The following is a 14,936-nucleotide window of genomic DNA, read 5'->3' as shown; positions in this document are numbered from 1 at the left end:
TTGATCTTGCCCGGAGCGAGCGACCGATTTCCCCCCGCCGGAGGGCCGGATCCGGCCCTCCGGCGTCCCCCGCGGGTTACGACAGCGGGAGACCCGGGGCCGGGAAGGCGGCCATCAGGTCCTCGACCTCGGAGCGGACGGCGGCCAGCGCGGGCTCGTCCGACGCCGCGGCGGCGGACACCGCGCGGGCGATCCAGTCGGCGACCACCGGCATGTGGGCCCGGGTGAGGCCCCGCGAGGTCAGCGACGGCGTGCCGATCCGGATGCCCGACGGGTCGAACGGCTTGCGCGGGTCGAACGGCACCGTGTTGTAGTTCACGACGATGCCCGCCCGGTCCAGCGCCTTCGCGGCGACCTTGCCCGGCACGTCCTTGCCCGTGAGGTCGATCAGGATCAGGTGGTTGTCCGTACCGCCGGAGACCAGGTCGAAGCCCCGCTCGAGCAGCGCCGCGGCGAGTGCCTTCGCGTTGGCCACGACCGCGTGGGCGTACGAGACGAAGGCGGGCTGCGCCGCCTCGTGCAGCGCCACCGCGATGCCGGCCGTCGTCTGGTTGTGCGGGCCGCCCTGGAGGCCCGGGAAGACCGCCTTGTCGATGGCCTTGGCGTGCTCCTCGCGGCACATCAGCATCGCGCCGCGCGGGCCGCGCAGGGTCTTGTGCGTGGTCGTCGAGATCACGTCCACGTGCCCGGCCGGGGAGGGGTGCGCCCCGCCCGCGATCAGGCCCGCGATGTGCGCCACGTCGGCGACGAGGACCGCGCCGGACTCCTTGGCGATCGACGCGAACGCCTCGAAGTCGATCGTGCGCGGGAGGGCGGTGCCGCCGCAGAAGATCAGCTTGGGGCGCTCGGCCAGCGCGAGGTCCCGTACGGCGTCGTAGTCGATCAGGCCGGAGTCCGCCCGGACGCCGTACTGGACGCCCCGGAACCACGAGCCGGTCGCCGAGACGCCCCAGCCGTGCGTGAGGTGCCCGCCCATCGGCAGGGCCATGCCCATCACGGTGTCGCCGGGCTTCGCGAAGGCCAGGTACACGGCGAGGTTGGCCGGGGAGCCGGAGTACGGCTGGACGTTCGCGTGGTCCACGCCGAACAGGCCCTTCGCCCGCTCGACCGCCAGCGCCTCGATCCGGTCGATGTTCTGCTGGCCCTCGTAGTAGCGGCGGCCCGGGTAGCCCTCGCTGTACTTGTTCTGCAGCACCGTGCCGGAGGCCTCCAGCACGGCGGCGGACACGTAGTTCTCGCTGGGGATCAGCCGCAGGGTCCGCGCCTGCAGGGTTTCCTCGGCGGCGACGAAGGACGCCAGCTCGGGGTCGGTGGCGAGCAGGGCGGGATGGGCGAGGTGGTGGTTCGCGCTCATGGCGGTTCCTCCGGGGTCGATGTCAGATCTCGTCCCCGCGAGGCCCAGGCGAGCGGCCCTGTATGCGGTCGTGCGCGCACGACTCCCCCGGAGTTGGTTCTCCGTACGCCAGTCGCCGTGCGTGCCGCACAGCTTAGCGGGCACGCCACGAAAAAGGTTTCTCCGTCCGGTATACGAGCGAGGATGCACAGTGACGCCACCCTCGTCACAGGCCTTGACGGACGATCGGAGACCCCGTGTCTGCAACTTCTGATGCCATCCGCTCCGCCGACGCGCACAGCGCGCACAACTACCACCCCCTGCCCATCGTGGTCGCCACGGCGGAAGGCGCGTGGATGACCGATGTGGAGGGTCGCCGGTACCTCGACATGCTCGCCGGCTATTCCGCCCTCAACTTCGGCCACGGCAACCGCCGTCTGCTCGACGCCGCCCGCGCCCAGCTGGAGCGGGTCACCCTCACCTCCCGCGCCTTCCACCACGACCGCTTCGCGGACTTCTGCACCGAGCTCGCCGCCTTGTGCGGCAAGGAGGCGGTGCTGCCCATGAACACGGGCGCGGAGGCCGTGGAGACGGCGGTGAAGACCGCCCGCAAGTGGGGGTACGAGGTCAAGGGCGTCCCGGACGGCCACGCCAAGATCGTGGTCGCGGCCGACAACTTCCACGGCCGCACGACGACGATCGTGTCCTTCTCCACGGACCACGAGGCGCGCGACCACTTCGGCCCCTACACCCCCGGGTTCGAGATCGTCCCGTACGGGGACCTCACCGCGCTCGCCGCGGCCGTCACCTCCAACACCGTCGCCGTGCTCCTGGAGCCGATCCAGGGCGAGGCGGGCGTCCTCGTACCGCCCGCCGGATACCTGCGGGGCGTACGGGAGCTGACGCGGGAGCGGAACGTCCTGTTCATGGCGGACGAGATCCAGTCGGGGCTGGGCCGGACCGGCAAGACCTTCGCGTGCGAGCACGAGGAGGTCGTCCCGGACGTGTACATCCTCGGCAAGGCGCTGGGCGGCGGCGTCGTCCCGGTGTCGGCGGTCGTCGCCGACCGCGACGTCCTCGGCGTCTTCAAGCCGGGCGAGCACGGCTCCACCTTCGGCGGGAACCCCCTCGCCTGCGCCGTGGCGCTGGAGGTCATCGCGATGCTCCGCGGCGGCGAGTACCAGCAGCGCGCCACCGAACTCGGCGACCACCTGCACCGGGAGCTGAACCTGCTGGTCGGCGGCGGTGCGGTGACCGCCGTACGCGGCCGCGGGCTGTGGGCGGGCATCGACATCGACCCGGCGCGCGGGACCGGGCGGGAGATCTCCGAGAAGCTGATGGAACTCGGGGTGCTCGTCAAGGACACCCACGGGTCGACGATCCGGATCGCGCCGCCGCTGGTGATCAGCAAGGAGGACCTGGACTGGGGCCTCGACCAGCTCAGGTCGGTCCTCTCGGACGACTAGCCGGCGCGTGGCCGGCCGGCGCGCGGGCCGGCCGGCTGACCGGTGACCGGCTGACCGGCCGGCGGTCAGACGATGACGTGGGGCAGGAAGCGGGCGTACTCGTCCGTGACCGGCCCCGCCGATTCGCGGATGCCGAGCCCCGCCGCCTCGTCCTCGACGACCCACGCGCCGAGCACCACCCGGTTGCCGTCGAAGTCGGGCAGCGGGGCCAGGGCCTGGAAGACGTACGTCTCGTCCGGCTCCGGCGCGAACGGCTCGCCGCCCACCGGGTGCAGGGTGACCCCGGCGCCCTCGCGGCCCAGCAGCGGCTTCGCCACGTAGCCGGTGGTGCCGGCGAGCTCGCGCGGGCCGTCCAGGTAGGCGGGCAGCAGGTTCGGGTGCTCGGGGAAGAGCTCCCACAGGACCGCCAGCAGCGCCTTGTTGGAGAGCAGCATCTTCCACAGCGGCTCGATCCAGGCGGTCGTGCCGGAGCCGCCGCCGAGGTCGTACGTGCCCAGCACCTGCGGGGCGAACTCGTCGGTGACGAGCCATTCCCACGGGTAGAGCTTGAAGCAGGCGCGGATGAAGCCGAGCTTCTCGTCCACGAAGCGTTCCGTCAGGCCGTCCCAGCCGATCCGCTCGACGGACAGCGCCCGCGCGTCGAGGCCGGCCTGCTCGGCCGTCTCGCGCAGGTAGGCGACCGTCATCAGGTCCTCGCCGAGCTCGTCCGTCTCGGAGTGCGCGAAGTGCACCGTGGCGGACGGCAGCAGCTCCGCCTGCCGGCGCCAGGCGTCGACGAGCCGTTCGTGGAGGGAGTTCCACTGGTCGGCGCCGGGAAAACGTTCCTCCATCCAGAACCACTGCGGGCCCGCCGCCTCCACCAGCGAGGTGGGGGTGTCGGCGTTGTACTCCAGCATCTTGGCCGGGCCGCCGCCGCCGTCGTAGTTCAGGTCGAAGCGGCCGTAGAGCGAGGGCTGTTCGGCGCGCCGCCGCCAGGACTCGGCGATCAGCCCGGCGAGCTTCGGATCGGTGATGCCGAGGTCCGCGAAGCGGTCGTGCGCGACGATGTGCTCCGCCGCCGCCAGGCACATGGCGTGGAGCTCCTCGACCACGTTCTCCAGCGCCTCGACCTCGGGCAGCGAGAAGGAGTAGTAGGCGCTCTCGTCCCAGTACGGTCGCAGGGAGTCGTCGGGGTACCGGGTGAGGGGGTAGATCAGCCCCTGCTCCTCGACGGTCTTCTGCCAGTCGGGACGGGGCTCGATGGTGTGCCGCTTCATGGGTGTGCAGTCCCTCGGGTTTCCGGTCAGCCGCCGCTGGAGCCGGAGCTCTTGTGGCCGCCGATGCCGCCGCGGGTGACGGCGGACTTGTCGAAGCTGCCGCCGGACGCCTTGCCGTTCCGCACGGAGCCGCCGTAGTAGTACGTGCCCCGGCCGGAGCCGCCGCCGCTGCTCTTGCAGTACTTGTCGTCCAGTTTGTCGAGCGTGGTCCGGTCGACGCAGCGCCGGTCCGGCTCGTTGCTGTTGCCGCAGGCCACGAGCGTGGCCGCGAGCAGGCCCATGCCGCCGAGCACGACGGCGCCGGACCGCATGCGGCGCTGGTTGGTACTGCTGCTGTCCATGTCTGCTGCTCCCCCTAGTGGCGTGCTGCCGACAGACTAGATCGAGGCCCCCGGCCGATGGAATCCGGCCGTCCCCGGATCCGTGACCTAGAGTCGGTTCGTGCTTCTTGGGATGATTTGCGCGCTCGGTGCGGCGATCTGTTTCGGCACGGCCTCGGTCCTCCAGGCCGTCGCGGCCCGGACGGCCGAGCCGGGAACGGGCTCGGGAGTCGACACCGCCCTCCTCCTGCGGGCGCTGCGCCAGTGGCGCTATCTCGCCGGTCTCGGCCTGGACGGGATCGGCTTCGTCCTCCAGATCATCGCCCTGCGCCACATCCCCATCTACGCGGTGAGCGCGGCCCTCGCCGCCAGCCTCGCGGTGACCGCGGTGGTCGCGGCACGGCTGCTGCGGGTACGCCTCAGCGGCACCGAGTGGGCCGCGGTGGGGGTGGTGTGCGGGGGGCTGGTGATGCTCGGGCTGGCCTCGGGCGAGGAAGGCTCCGGGACCGGGTCGCTCGCGCTGGAACTGGGGCTGCTCGCGGTCGCCGGGCTGGTGCTCGTGACCGGGGCCGTGGCCGGCGGCCTGCCCGACCGCAGCCGGGCGCTGACCCTGGGGCTGGCGGCCGGAACGGGCTTCGGGGTGGTGGAGGTGGCGGTCCGGCTCATCGACGACATCTCGCTCTCGGCCCTGAGGAACCCCGCCCTGTACGCGCTGCTGCTGGGCGGTGGCGCGGGCTTCCTGCTGCTCACCTCGGCCCTGCAGCGCGGCTCCGTGACCACGGCGACGGCCGGGCTGGTGCTGGGCGAGACGATCGGCCCGGCGGCGGTGGGGGTGATCTGGCTGGGCGACCGCACCCGCGAGGGGCTGGCCTGGCTGGCGGTCACCGGCTTCGTGGTCGCCGTCGCCGGAGCCCTCGCGCTGGCCCGCTTCGGCGAACCCCCGGCGGACCCGGCGGACCCGGCGGACCCGGCGGACCCGGCGGACCCGGCGGACCCGGCGGACCCGGCGGACCCGGCGGCGGAACCGTCTCCCGGGCCGGCCCGCTGACCGGAGCCGGGCTCCCGGCCGGCCCCCTCAGGGGAGCGCCGCCACCAGAGCCGCCAGGGTCGGCGCCCAGGCGCTCTGGGAAGGCGTCCCGAAGCCCACGACGAGGGCTTCGCGCACCGCCCCGGCCGCCTCCGGGTGCCGGAAGGACGACAGCGGCTGCAGGCCGAGGTCCTGCCACGCGGCCGCCCGCAGGGCCGCCCGTTCGCCGCCCGGCGCGAGGTCCAGCACCGCGTGCAGGCCCGCCGCGATGCCGGAGACCCCCGCGCGGTCCCCGACCGCCGCCACCAGCTCGTCGCGGCGCCGCCGGTAACGCAGCCGCATCCCGCGCACGTGCCGGTCGTAGGCCCCGGACCGGATGAACTCCGCGAGCGTCAGCTGGTCCAGCGCGCCGGAGCTCCACTCGTCCCGGCCCTTCGCCCCGAGCACCTCGTCCATCAGCCCGGCCGGGACCACCATCCACCCCATGCGCAGCCCCGGCGCCAGGGACTTGCTCGCCGTCCCCATGTAGACCACGCGGTCCGGGTCCAGTCCCTGCAACGCGCCCACCGGCTGCCGGTCGTAGCGGAACTCCCCGTCGTAGTCGTCCTCCAGGATCAGACCGCCCGTGGACCGGGCCCAGTCCACCGCCGCCGCCCGCCGCCCGGGTGTCAGCGCGGCGCCCGTCGGGAACTGGTGCGCCGGCGTCAGCAGCACCGCCCCCACGCCCTGCCCCGCCGCGGAGCCCGCCGTCGAGGCCAGGTCCTGGGTGCGCGCCCCCTCGGCGTCCACCTCCAGCGGCCGGGTCCGCAGCCCCGCCCCGGCCAGCAGGTCGCGGTGCACGTCGAGCCCGTACCCCTCCACCGCGATGTCGCGGACCCGCCGGGCCCGCAGCATCTTCGCCATCAGCAGCAGCCCCTGCACGAACCCCGCGCACAGCAGGATGCGTTCCGGGTCCGCGTACACCCCGCGCGCCCGCGCCAGGTACCCGGCCAGCGCCTCCCGCAGCTCCACCCTCCCGCGCGGATCGCCGTACCCGAAGGCCTCGTTCGGGGCATCGGCCAGCGCCCGCCGGGCCGCCGCCAGCCAGGCCGCGCGCGGGAAGCCGCCCAGGTCCGGGGAACCGGGCATCAGGCTGTACGAGGTCTTCGCGCGCACGGGTCGCCGTACGGGCGCGGCCGCCGCGGAGCGCCGCTCCGGGGCCCGCTCGGCGACCCGGGTGCCGGAACCCTGCCGGGCCGTCAGCCGGCCCTCGGCGACCAGCTCCGCGTACGCCTCGGCGACCGTGTTGCGGGCGATCCCGAGATCGGCGGCGAGCGAGCGCGAGGAGGGCAGCCGGGTGCCCGGGGCGAGCCGGCCGCTGCGCGCCGCCTCGCGCAGCGCCTCGGTGAGACCGGCGCGCAGACCGCGTCCGGCGGAGAGCTCCACATGCAGGTCGGCCCCGAAAGTGGCCCACGATTCCGTCATGGATATGGACCATAAGGGCGGGCCGCCCCGCTCGTACGGTAGATCCATGAACAACACGGACAGCACCAAGAACGCACCCGAGCACACCCCCCGCATGCAGCTGGCGAAGCTCGCCCCCGAGTTCTACAAGGCCGCCGTGGCCCTGGACGCCGCCGCGTCCAAGGGGCTGGACCCGTCCCTGGTCGAGCTCGTCAAGCTCCGGTCCTCGCAGATCAACCACTGCGCCTTCTGCATCGACATGCACTCCAAGGACGCCCTCGCGGCCGGCGAGGACGTGGAGCGGCTGCTGCTCCTCGCCGCGTGGGAGGAGTCGCGGCACTTCTACACGGAGAAGGAGCTCGCCGCGATCGAGCTGACGGAGGCCGTGACCGTCCTGACCGACGGATTCGTTCCCGACGAGGTCTACGACCGGGCGGCGAAGCAGTTCGAGGAGAAGGAACTGGCCCAGCTGATCGCCCTGATCGCGGCGATCAACGTCTGGAACCGCATCGGCGTCACCACCCGCCTGGTCCCGGGGCACTACACCCCGGGCATGTACAAGTAGAACGGCCGAGCCGGGCGGACCGGAGCGGGGCGGACACGCGCCGGGCGGGTGGGTCGCCCGGCGGACGGGTCGCCCGGCGGGGGCCGTCGGGCGACCCGTCGCCGGCTGGCCCGGCCCCCGCGGGCGCCGGGTCAGCCGCCCGGACGGAAGGCGGCCAGCGCGGCCGAGTGGTGCGCCTGCGTGAGCGTCCACTCGGCAGCCGGACCGGCCGTGAGGACGGCCCACTTCTTGCCGTCCCGCGCGACGAAGACCCGCTCCACACCGCGGCGCCGGCCGTGCGATTCGGCGCTGTCGTACTCGTACACGAGCTCCGCGGCCTCGGTCGCGTCCTGCACCGGGCCGAGCCGGACCTCCTGGAAGCCCGTGGTCCGGGCCCGCAGATCGGCGGAGGCTCCCTGGACGGCTCCCAGCGGGGTCAGTTCGGGCTCGACCACCGTGAAGACCTGGATCAGGGCGCTGCGGTCGGGCGAGCGGTAGAAGACGCCGCTCGCGCCCTCCTCCCGGTTCCAGCCGACGGGAACGGCGATCGTGAAGCCCTTCGCGTCCCGCACGGTCTCGTGCGCGGCGTCGGCGCTCGGGCCGGCCGTGGCGCTCGGGCCGGGCGTCGCACTCGGGCTGACGTCCGGCGAGGGCGAGCCGGTCCGCGTGGGCGAGCCCGTGCCCGGCCCGCCGCCGCTCGACGGAACGCTCGAAGCCGTCGGCCCTCCGACCACGGGCTCCCCCGTGTCCCGCTGCGTGAACCAGACGGCCGTCGCGCCGATCGCGAGCGCGGCCACCGCGACCATCGCCGTGGTCGGGGTCAGCCACCGGCCGCGCCACCCCTCGGGGCGCGGCGGCTCCGGCGCCGCCGACGGCCCGGGATGCGGGTACGTGTACGCGTACGGGTCGTGGACCGGTCCGGACGGGGACGGGCTCGGGGACGGGAACGGAGGCCCGTACGGGGGCTGCGGCACGAACGGCCCGTGGCCCGGCGGAGCGGGCGGCGGCGCCTGGCCCGCCTCCGGCGCCCGGGGCTGCGGAGCCTGGGGCTGCGGAGCCTCGGGCGGGGTCTGTGGCGGCGGCGCCTGCCCGTCCGACACCCAGCGCTGGGTCCGCCCGTCCCAGCGGGGTGCGCCCTGCGGCTGCTGCGGAGCCACGGCTCAGCCCCCCAGCGAGGCGAGCAGCCCGGCCAGCGCCGTGGCCGCGCTGACCGACTCCACCAGCGGGGCCCAGCGTTCCAGCGCCCCGCGCAGTCGGCCGACCAGGCCGGGGCGGATCTCCGCGGCCCCTTCCAGTCCTTCGGCGACCCCGTCCAGTTCGGCGTCGAGCGCCGTCCGGTCCTCGCCGCGCGGCAGCCGTACGAGGGCCGCGCGCAGCTCGAGTACCGCCTCCAGCAGTGCTTCCGGCCCGACGGCTCCGGCGTCCGCGCCGCCGTGGTGGACGGTGTTGGTGTTGTCGCCGCCGCCGATGCTGAACGCGCTGCCGGTCACGGAGCCGATCCGCACGGACGGCTCGGGCCCGTCCGCGCCCGTACCCGTACCCGTACCTTCACCCGCGCCGATGCCGTCAGTTGTCACCGCTGCTCCTCCTGCCCCTCGCGCCGTTGTGGTGGCCGGTGCTGTTGGTGTTGCCGCTGCCGCCGACGCTGAAGGAGCTGCCGTTCACCGACTGGATGAACACCCCGCCCTCGGCCACGTTGACGGCGCGTCGCGCGAACTCCTCGGTGTGCCAGCCCGCCTCGTGCAGGGCGAGGACGACACCCCCGACCACCCGGTCCTGAACCGTCTTCAGGAAGCGGTCGAGGTCCATCAGGTGGAACAGCGAGCCGTTGTCCTGGGAGGCCAGCTCGCGCACCGACACGCGCGGCCCCTCGGGCCGGGCGCCGCCGTGGCCGGCGGTGGCGATCCGCCACCAGCTGACCAGGCCCCGGCCCAGGGTGGTGACGGAGGCCGCGAGGGAGCGGGGGGTGTGGCGCACGGCCCAGACGGCCTTCCCGAACCAGTTGTTGTTCCGGTGGCGCTGGGCGTCCGCGTCGGCGTTGTGGAAGTCGACGCGGACCGGGAGCAGCACGTGCGGCGCCACTTCCAGCATCATCATCCCGCCCTGGGTGTGGACGCGTACGAACACGGTGACGACGAGGTTCTCGTCCCAGCCGCCCACCCGGACGCGCAGGAAGTGCCGGCGCCGCTCGCCGCCCTCCTCGACGGCGGCGGCCCGCTGTTCGGCGTACTGCCCGTGGACCACCTGGGCGGTGTCCCGGTGCGGCAGTCCGCCCGCGGGAAGGAACACGCACTCGTCGACGACCAGCTCGCGCAGCCGGTCCCCGACGGCGGCCGCGGCCTCGTCGGAACCGTGCGGCGAGGGCACGCGCAAGCCCTCCAGCAGCGGCACGATCCGCTCGAGGATGCGGGCGTTGGTGACGGGCGCCGGCTTGCGGTCGGGGCCGAGGTCCTCGCGCGGGCGCAGTTCCACGGACAGCTGCCAGGGCCGGTAGGGATCACCCGCCCCGCAGAACGGGTCGTTGACGTCGTACATGATCACCGGCGCGAACTGCTCCGCCCGGATCCGCTGGCGGATGCGCTGGAAGCGCGCCCCCTGGACGGCCTCGGCAGGGTCGCCGGCGTGGTCGGCGTAGCGGTGTTCGTGGAGGTCGGTGGCGATGGTCCGGAAGACGTGTCCGCGCTGGAGTCCCACGACGGTCACGATCCCGGCGAAGACCACGGGCCCCCACCAGAAGCTGACGGCGCCCGTGACCTGCCCGCCCGTCGGGAGGAACGGCAGGCCGAACGGTCCGTCCGCGTCGCCGAGGCCGCCGAGCACGAGGCCGCCGAAGCCGAAGATGAACAGGACGGCGAGGAGCATCCACCACACGTAGACGCGCAGGATCACGGAGAGCACGCGCAACAGCGGGACGCTGCGCGACCGCAGCCAGTCGGCCAGGCTCAGCAGCAGGAAGGGCCCGATGAGCACGGAGACCATGCCGCCCGTGAGCAGGGAGCCGACGAACCAGGCGCCGAGGACCCCGGCGGCCCAGCCGAGTTCGCTGCGGCGGGCGCGGAGCGCGTGGGCCAGGACCCGGGAGGCGTCGTAGCCGTAGGAGGGAGCGACGATCCGCTCCTCGTGGACGTACAGCTCGTCGATGACCCGGTCGCGGTAGCCGGCGTCGAGGTACGTACCCGCGCACAGGAAGCGGCCTGCCTCGCTGAGGGAGGGGTGCACCGGGGAGCGTCCCGCGCGGGGATCACCCCGTCCGCCGCCGCTGGTGGGCTGGTGGGGAATCGGGATCTCGGTCACCGACCGACTTTAGATATCCCTTACGCGGAGCGACAGAAAGATTCACGCCAAAGCGCCCCGGCCTGGTTTGGCCGGGGCGCTTCGATGTTCGTACTGGTTCGTACGGGGCCCACGGGTCCGGAGTGGTGGCTCCGGACCGACGAACGGCCGTACGGCGGGGCTCAGATCAGGCCGAGCTCGCGCACCGCGTCGCGCTCCTCGACGAGCTCCGCCACGGACGCGTCGATGCGCGCACGGGAGAACTCGTTGATGTCCAGGCCCTGGACGATCTCGTACTTGCCGTCCTTGGTGGTGACGGGGAAGGAGGAGATGATGCCCTCCGGGACGCCGTAGGAGCCGTCCGACGGGATGCCCATCGAGGTCCAGTCGCCCGCCGCGGTGCCGTTGACCCACGTGTGGACGTGGTCGATGGCGGCGTTGGCGGCCGAGGCGGCCGAGGACGCGCCGCGGGCCTCGATGATCGCCGCGCCGCGCTTGGCGACGGTCGGGATGAAGGTGTCGGCGAGCCACAGCTCGTCGTTGACGACCTCGGCGGCGTTCTTGCCGGCGATCTCCGCGTGGAAGATGTCCGGGTACTGGGTCGCCGAGTGGTTGCCCCAGATGGTGAGGCGCTTGATGTCGGAGACGGCGGAGCCGGTCTTCTGCGCGAGCTGCGAGATCGCGCGGTTGTGGTCCAGGCGGGTCATCGCGGTGAAGCGGTCGGCCGGTACGTCCGGCGCGGAGGCCTGCGCGATGAGCGCGTTGGTGTTGGCCGGGTTGCCCACGACCAGCACCTTGATGTCGTCCGCGGCGTGGTCGTTGATGGCCTTGCCCTGCGGCTTGAAGATGCCGCCGTTGGCGGCGAGCAGGTCACCGCGCTCCATGCCCTTGGTACGCGGGCGGGCGCCGACGAGCAGCGCGACGTTGGCACCCTCGAAGCCCTTGTTCGGGTCGTCGAAGATGTCGATGCCGGCGAGCAGCGGGAAGGCGCAGTCGTCGAGCTCCATGGCGGTGCCCTCGGCGGCCTTCATGCCCTGAGGGATCTCCAGAAGACGGAGCCGGACCGGCACGTCCGCGCCGAGCAGGTGACCGGAGGCGATGCGGAAGAGCAGCGCGTAGCCGATCTGGCCGGCGGCGCCGGTGACGGTGACATTCACGGGAGTGCGGGTCATGGCCTTCTCCGTTAGACAGCTGGCGGTGGGGCGTCCCTGCCCCATGTGCTGGGAGGACGCCGCTCCATGGCCCGGTAAATCTTGACGTGAAGAGACATCCGCCCGTCAGGCTATCCGACCCTGACCCACCCCAATCCCCCACCCCGTGTGGCACACGGCACACGATCACTCCCACCGACCCGTTTCCAGCCCCGTGCGCGTACTTCCAGCCCCACCGACGCAATTCCATCCCGTCGGCGTGTTCCCCAGCCCCACGGGCGCACTCCCAGCCCCGCGGGCGTACTCCCAGCCCGTCGGGCGTACTTCCAGCCCCGCCGGGCGTACTTCCGCCCCGTGGGTGTACTTCCAGCCCCGCCGGGCGTACTTCCAGCCCGCCGGGCGTACTTCCGCCCCGTGGGCGTACTTCCAGCCCCGCCGGCGTTTGAGGCGCGGGGTCGGGGGCGGAGCCCCAGGAGCTCCGGGCGCAGCCCGGGTCCCACGGGTCCGGGCGAGCCCGGGGAACGGTGGAAGGGCGGGTAGGGGACAAGCCCCCCCCGGGACCGACCACCGCACTCCCGAACACAGGCGCAGCCACAGGCACGGCGGAGGCCGAGCCACAGCCACAGCCACAGCCACAGGCCCAGCCACGGCCGGCCAGGCCCCCGGTCAGCGCACGGTGAACCGAACCGCACTCTCCAGGAACGGAATGTGCAACAACGGCCTCGGCTCCATGACCAGCGCGAGCAGCGTGATCGCCACGCCCAGCAGCCCGTACGTGACCATGTCGGTGAACCGGGACCGCACCGCCAGCATGCCGACCGACGGCAGCAGCCTGCGCATCACCGACCCCGCGATCAGCGCGATGCCGATCATCAGGCACCCCCCACGCGGGTGACCCATGGCCGTCGTCAGCAGCCCTGCCGCCGTCGCGGCGAGCACGGCCAGCATCGGCCACTGCCGGGCCGGCGCCGGCGCGCCGCCGGGAGCGGCCCGGCCGCCGCCCTCGGGGCGGGCGGTGTCCCGGGTGATGGAGGGGAACCTCCGCGACCTGCCCGCGGCGGCGGCGTCGGCCTCTCCCCCGACCCCGGCCCCGGCCCCGACCCCGCCCGGGGAGCCCTTGGCACCCGTAGCACCCGCCGGACCCGGCGACCCCGACGGACCCGCCGGACCCACCGCGTCAGCCGCCTCCGCCCCCTCAGCCCGCTCAGCCCGCACTGGGGACGATCCGTTCCGCCGCCTCGACGACGTTCACGAGCAGCTGCGCCCGCGTCATCGGCCCGACGCCGCCCGGGTTCGGGGAGATCCAGCCGGCCACCTCCGCGACGCCGGGATGCACGTCCCCGACGATCTTCCCGTTCTCGTCCCGGCTGACGCCGACGTCGAGCACGGCCGCGCCGGGCTTCACGTCCTCCGGCTTGACCAGGTGCGGAACACCGGCCGCCGCCACCACGATGTCGGCCCGCCGCAGCAGCCCGGACAGGTCGCGCGTACCGGTGTGGCACAGCGTCACGGTCGCGTTCTCCGACTTGCGCGTGAGCAGCAGGCCGATCGACCGGCCGACGGTGACGCCACGGCCGAGGACGACCACGTGGGCGCCGTTGATCTCCACGCCGTGGTGGCGCAGCAGTTCGACGATCCCGTACGGGGTGCACGGCAGCGGGCCCGGCTCGTTCAGGACGAGCCGGCCCAGCGACATGGGGTGCAGGCCGTCGGCGTCCTTCGCCGGGTCCATCAGCTCCAGGACCCGGTTGGTGTCGATGCCCTTGGGGAGTGGGAGTTGCACGATGTAGCCGGTGCAGTGGGGGTCGGCGTTCAGCTCGCGGACGACCTCCTCGATGTCCTCCTGGGAGGCCGTCGCGGGCAGTTCGCGCTGGATGGAGGCGATACCGACCTCGGCGCAGTCCTTGTGCTTGCCGTTCACGTACCAGCGGCTGCCCGGGTCGTCGCCGACCAGCAGCGTGCCGAGGCCGGGGGTGATGCCCCGGGCCTTGAGCGCCGCCACGCGGGCGGTCAGTTCGGACTTGATCGCGGCTGCGGTGGCCTTGCCGTCGAGAATCTGGGCAGTCATGACCCCATCCTCCCGGATGGGACGGTCCCGGTTCCAGTCGCGTCCGCCGCGCGAACGGTTCGATTCGGTTCATTGCACTTGCACAACAAGTCACCGGCCCGCTGCGCGGCGGCTGGACAAGTCCGCCCCGACCGGACGACGATGCACGCAAGATGTGCCGCGGGCAGTGCCGGGGGGCGGGCCGCACCACTGCAGCGATTCCTCCGAGCGTGCCGTGCGTCCCCGCACTTCCACGGAGGAACACCCCAAGATGAGTTTCGGCGACCCGAACAACCCCTACGGGCAGCAGCCCCAGGGCCAGCCCGGCTACGGCTACCCGCAGCAGGCGCCTCAGGGCATCCCGCCGCAGGGCGGCTACGCCTACCCCCAGCAGGCCCAGGGTTACCCGGGTGTCCCCGGCTACCCGGGCTCCCCCATGCCGATGCCCGGCGGGGCCAAGGCCGCCCGCGTCATCATGTTCATACTCGGTGGCCTCCAGGCCCTGGCCGGCGTCCTGGTGATGGTCGGCGGCGCGTTGTTCGCCTCGGCCCTCTCCGACTCCAGCAGCTCGTCCTCGAGCGACGCGGGCGCCATCGCGGGCGGCGTGTTCGTCGTCGTCGGCATCATCCTCCTCGGCTTCTCGCTGTGGCCGATCCTGACCGCCGCCAAGCTGAAGAAGGGCCGCGGCGGCGTCCGGGCCTCCGGCATCGTCTTCGGTTCGCTGCAGTCGCTCTTCGCCGTGATCAGCGTGCTCGGCAACCTCGCGGCGGTCGGCAGCTCGAACTCGTCCGGCGTCAACCCGGCCATGTTCTCGCTGGTCTTCGCGGTCATCTCGCTGGGCCTGGGCGTCTGGATCATCGTCGGCCTGGCCAACTCGGCCTCGGGCGACTACTTCAAGCGCCCGCTGTACTGACGGCTCGCGCCGCGGCCACGGGTTCGACCGCCCGTACCGGCCGCGGCCACGACCACGACCACGGCGAAGGCCCCCCCCCCCCCCCGGCGGGGGGCGGGCGTCGGCCGGTGGGGGTGCGGCGCCGGCCCGCGGGGTGCCGGCCGGGCACCCCGGGGGGCGGGTG

Annotated in this window: 14 protein-coding genes and 1 riboswitch; of the genes, 4 read left to right on the top strand and 10 right to left on the bottom strand. The window is 73.4% G+C overall.

The window, feature by feature from the left end:
- Positions 1-76: 76 nt before the first annotated feature.
- Complete coding sequence (locus ACWF9Z_RS13145) at positions 77-1,354, bottom strand: serine hydroxymethyltransferase (RefSeq protein ID WP_453601177.1); 1,278 nt, start codon at positions 1,352-1,354, stop codon at positions 77-79.
- Between the two features lie 35 nt (positions 1,355-1,389).
- Positions 1,390-1,480: riboswitch (ZMP/ZTP riboswitch) on the bottom strand.
- Between the two features lie 110 nt (positions 1,481-1,590).
- On the opposite strand from ACWF9Z_RS13145, the gene rocD reads away from it, so the two are divergent.
- Positions 1,591-2,799 carry an ornithine--oxo-acid transaminase gene (gene rocD / locus ACWF9Z_RS13140; RefSeq protein WP_453601174.1) on the top strand — a complete coding sequence of 403 codons (1,209 nt, stop codon included), beginning with the start codon at positions 1,591-1,593 and terminating at the stop codon, positions 2,797-2,799.
- 65 nt (positions 2,800-2,864) lie between these two features.
- Here the strand turns inward: rocD and ACWF9Z_RS13135 are convergent, their stop codons facing one another.
- Positions 2,865-4,055 (bottom strand): glutathionylspermidine synthase family protein, encoded by a 1,191-nt coding sequence (locus ACWF9Z_RS13135; protein WP_453601171.1) that lies wholly within the window; start codon positions 4,053-4,055, stop codon positions 2,865-2,867.
- A 26-nt stretch (positions 4,056-4,081) separates the two neighbouring features.
- The gene (locus tag ACWF9Z_RS13130) at positions 4,082-4,396 is read right to left on the bottom strand and encodes a hypothetical protein (RefSeq protein ID WP_453601169.1); all 315 of its coding nucleotides are present in this window, start codon (positions 4,394-4,396) and stop codon (positions 4,082-4,084) included.
- A 112-nt stretch (positions 4,397-4,508) separates the two neighbouring features.
- Between ACWF9Z_RS13130 and ACWF9Z_RS13125 the strand changes: the two genes are divergently transcribed.
- Positions 4,509-5,423: a hypothetical protein gene (locus ACWF9Z_RS13125; RefSeq protein ID WP_453601417.1), complete on the top strand. Its 915-nt coding sequence runs from the start codon at positions 4,509-4,511 to the stop codon at positions 5,421-5,423.
- 27 nt (positions 5,424-5,450) lie between these two features.
- On the opposite strand, the gene pdxR is transcribed toward ACWF9Z_RS13125, so the two are convergent.
- A complete protein-coding gene (gene pdxR, locus ACWF9Z_RS13120; protein ID WP_453601166.1) occupies positions 5,451-6,866 on the bottom strand; it encodes a MocR-like pyridoxine biosynthesis transcription factor PdxR in 1,416 nt (471 codons plus the stop codon).
- Positions 6,867-6,912: 46 nt separating this feature from the next.
- On the opposite strand from pdxR, the gene ACWF9Z_RS13115 reads away from it, so the two are divergent.
- A complete protein-coding gene (locus ACWF9Z_RS13115; RefSeq protein WP_356651991.1) occupies positions 6,913-7,410 on the top strand; it encodes a carboxymuconolactone decarboxylase family protein in 498 nt (165 codons plus the stop codon).
- A gap of 131 nt (positions 7,411-7,541) precedes the next feature.
- On the opposite strand, the gene ACWF9Z_RS13110 is transcribed toward ACWF9Z_RS13115, so the two are convergent.
- The 6 genes from ACWF9Z_RS13110 to ACWF9Z_RS13085 all read right to left on the bottom strand — a co-directional run bounded on the left by ACWF9Z_RS13110 (position 7,542) and on the right by ACWF9Z_RS13085 (position 13,881).
- Positions 7,542-8,546, bottom strand: a complete 1,005-nt coding sequence (locus ACWF9Z_RS13110) for a hypothetical protein (protein ID WP_453601163.1) — start codon at positions 8,544-8,546, stop codon at positions 7,542-7,544.
- Between the two features lie 3 nt (positions 8,547-8,549).
- Entirely contained in the window at positions 8,550-8,966 is a 417-nt protein-coding gene (locus ACWF9Z_RS13105; protein WP_453601160.1) for a hypothetical protein, read from the bottom strand.
- Positions 8,956-10,683, bottom strand: coding sequence for a hypothetical protein (locus ACWF9Z_RS13100; RefSeq protein ID WP_453601157.1), 1,728 nt, complete (start codon positions 10,681-10,683; stop codon positions 8,956-8,958). The genes ACWF9Z_RS13105 and ACWF9Z_RS13100 overlap by 11 nt, the downstream gene beginning before the upstream one ends.
- Before the next feature lie 161 nt (positions 10,684-10,844).
- Complete coding sequence (locus ACWF9Z_RS13095; RefSeq protein WP_453601155.1) at positions 10,845-11,834, bottom strand: malate dehydrogenase; 990 nt, start codon at positions 11,832-11,834, stop codon at positions 10,845-10,847.
- A gap of 645 nt (positions 11,835-12,479) precedes the next feature.
- The gene (locus ACWF9Z_RS13090; RefSeq protein ID WP_453601152.1) at positions 12,480-12,986 is read right to left on the bottom strand and encodes a DUF3017 domain-containing protein; all 507 of its coding nucleotides are present in this window, start codon (positions 12,984-12,986) and stop codon (positions 12,480-12,482) included.
- A 31-nt stretch (positions 12,987-13,017) separates the two neighbouring features.
- On the bottom strand, positions 13,018-13,881 hold the full coding sequence (locus tag ACWF9Z_RS13085; protein WP_453601149.1) for a bifunctional methylenetetrahydrofolate dehydrogenase/methenyltetrahydrofolate cyclohydrolase: 864 nt from the start codon (positions 13,879-13,881) through the stop codon (positions 13,018-13,020).
- A 250-nt stretch (positions 13,882-14,131) separates the two neighbouring features.
- Here ACWF9Z_RS13085 and ACWF9Z_RS13080 point away from each other — a divergent pair, with 250 nt between their 5' ends.
- Positions 14,132-14,773, top strand: coding sequence for a hypothetical protein (locus ACWF9Z_RS13080; RefSeq protein ID WP_453601146.1), 642 nt, complete (start codon positions 14,132-14,134; stop codon positions 14,771-14,773).
- Positions 14,774-14,936: the final 163 nt, after the last annotated feature.

This window comes from Streptomyces sp. NPDC054961, from assembly GCF_053609145.1.
The sequence above is the reverse complement of the archived record's forward strand: the minus strand, read 5'-3'. Positions and strand labels throughout refer to the sequence as shown.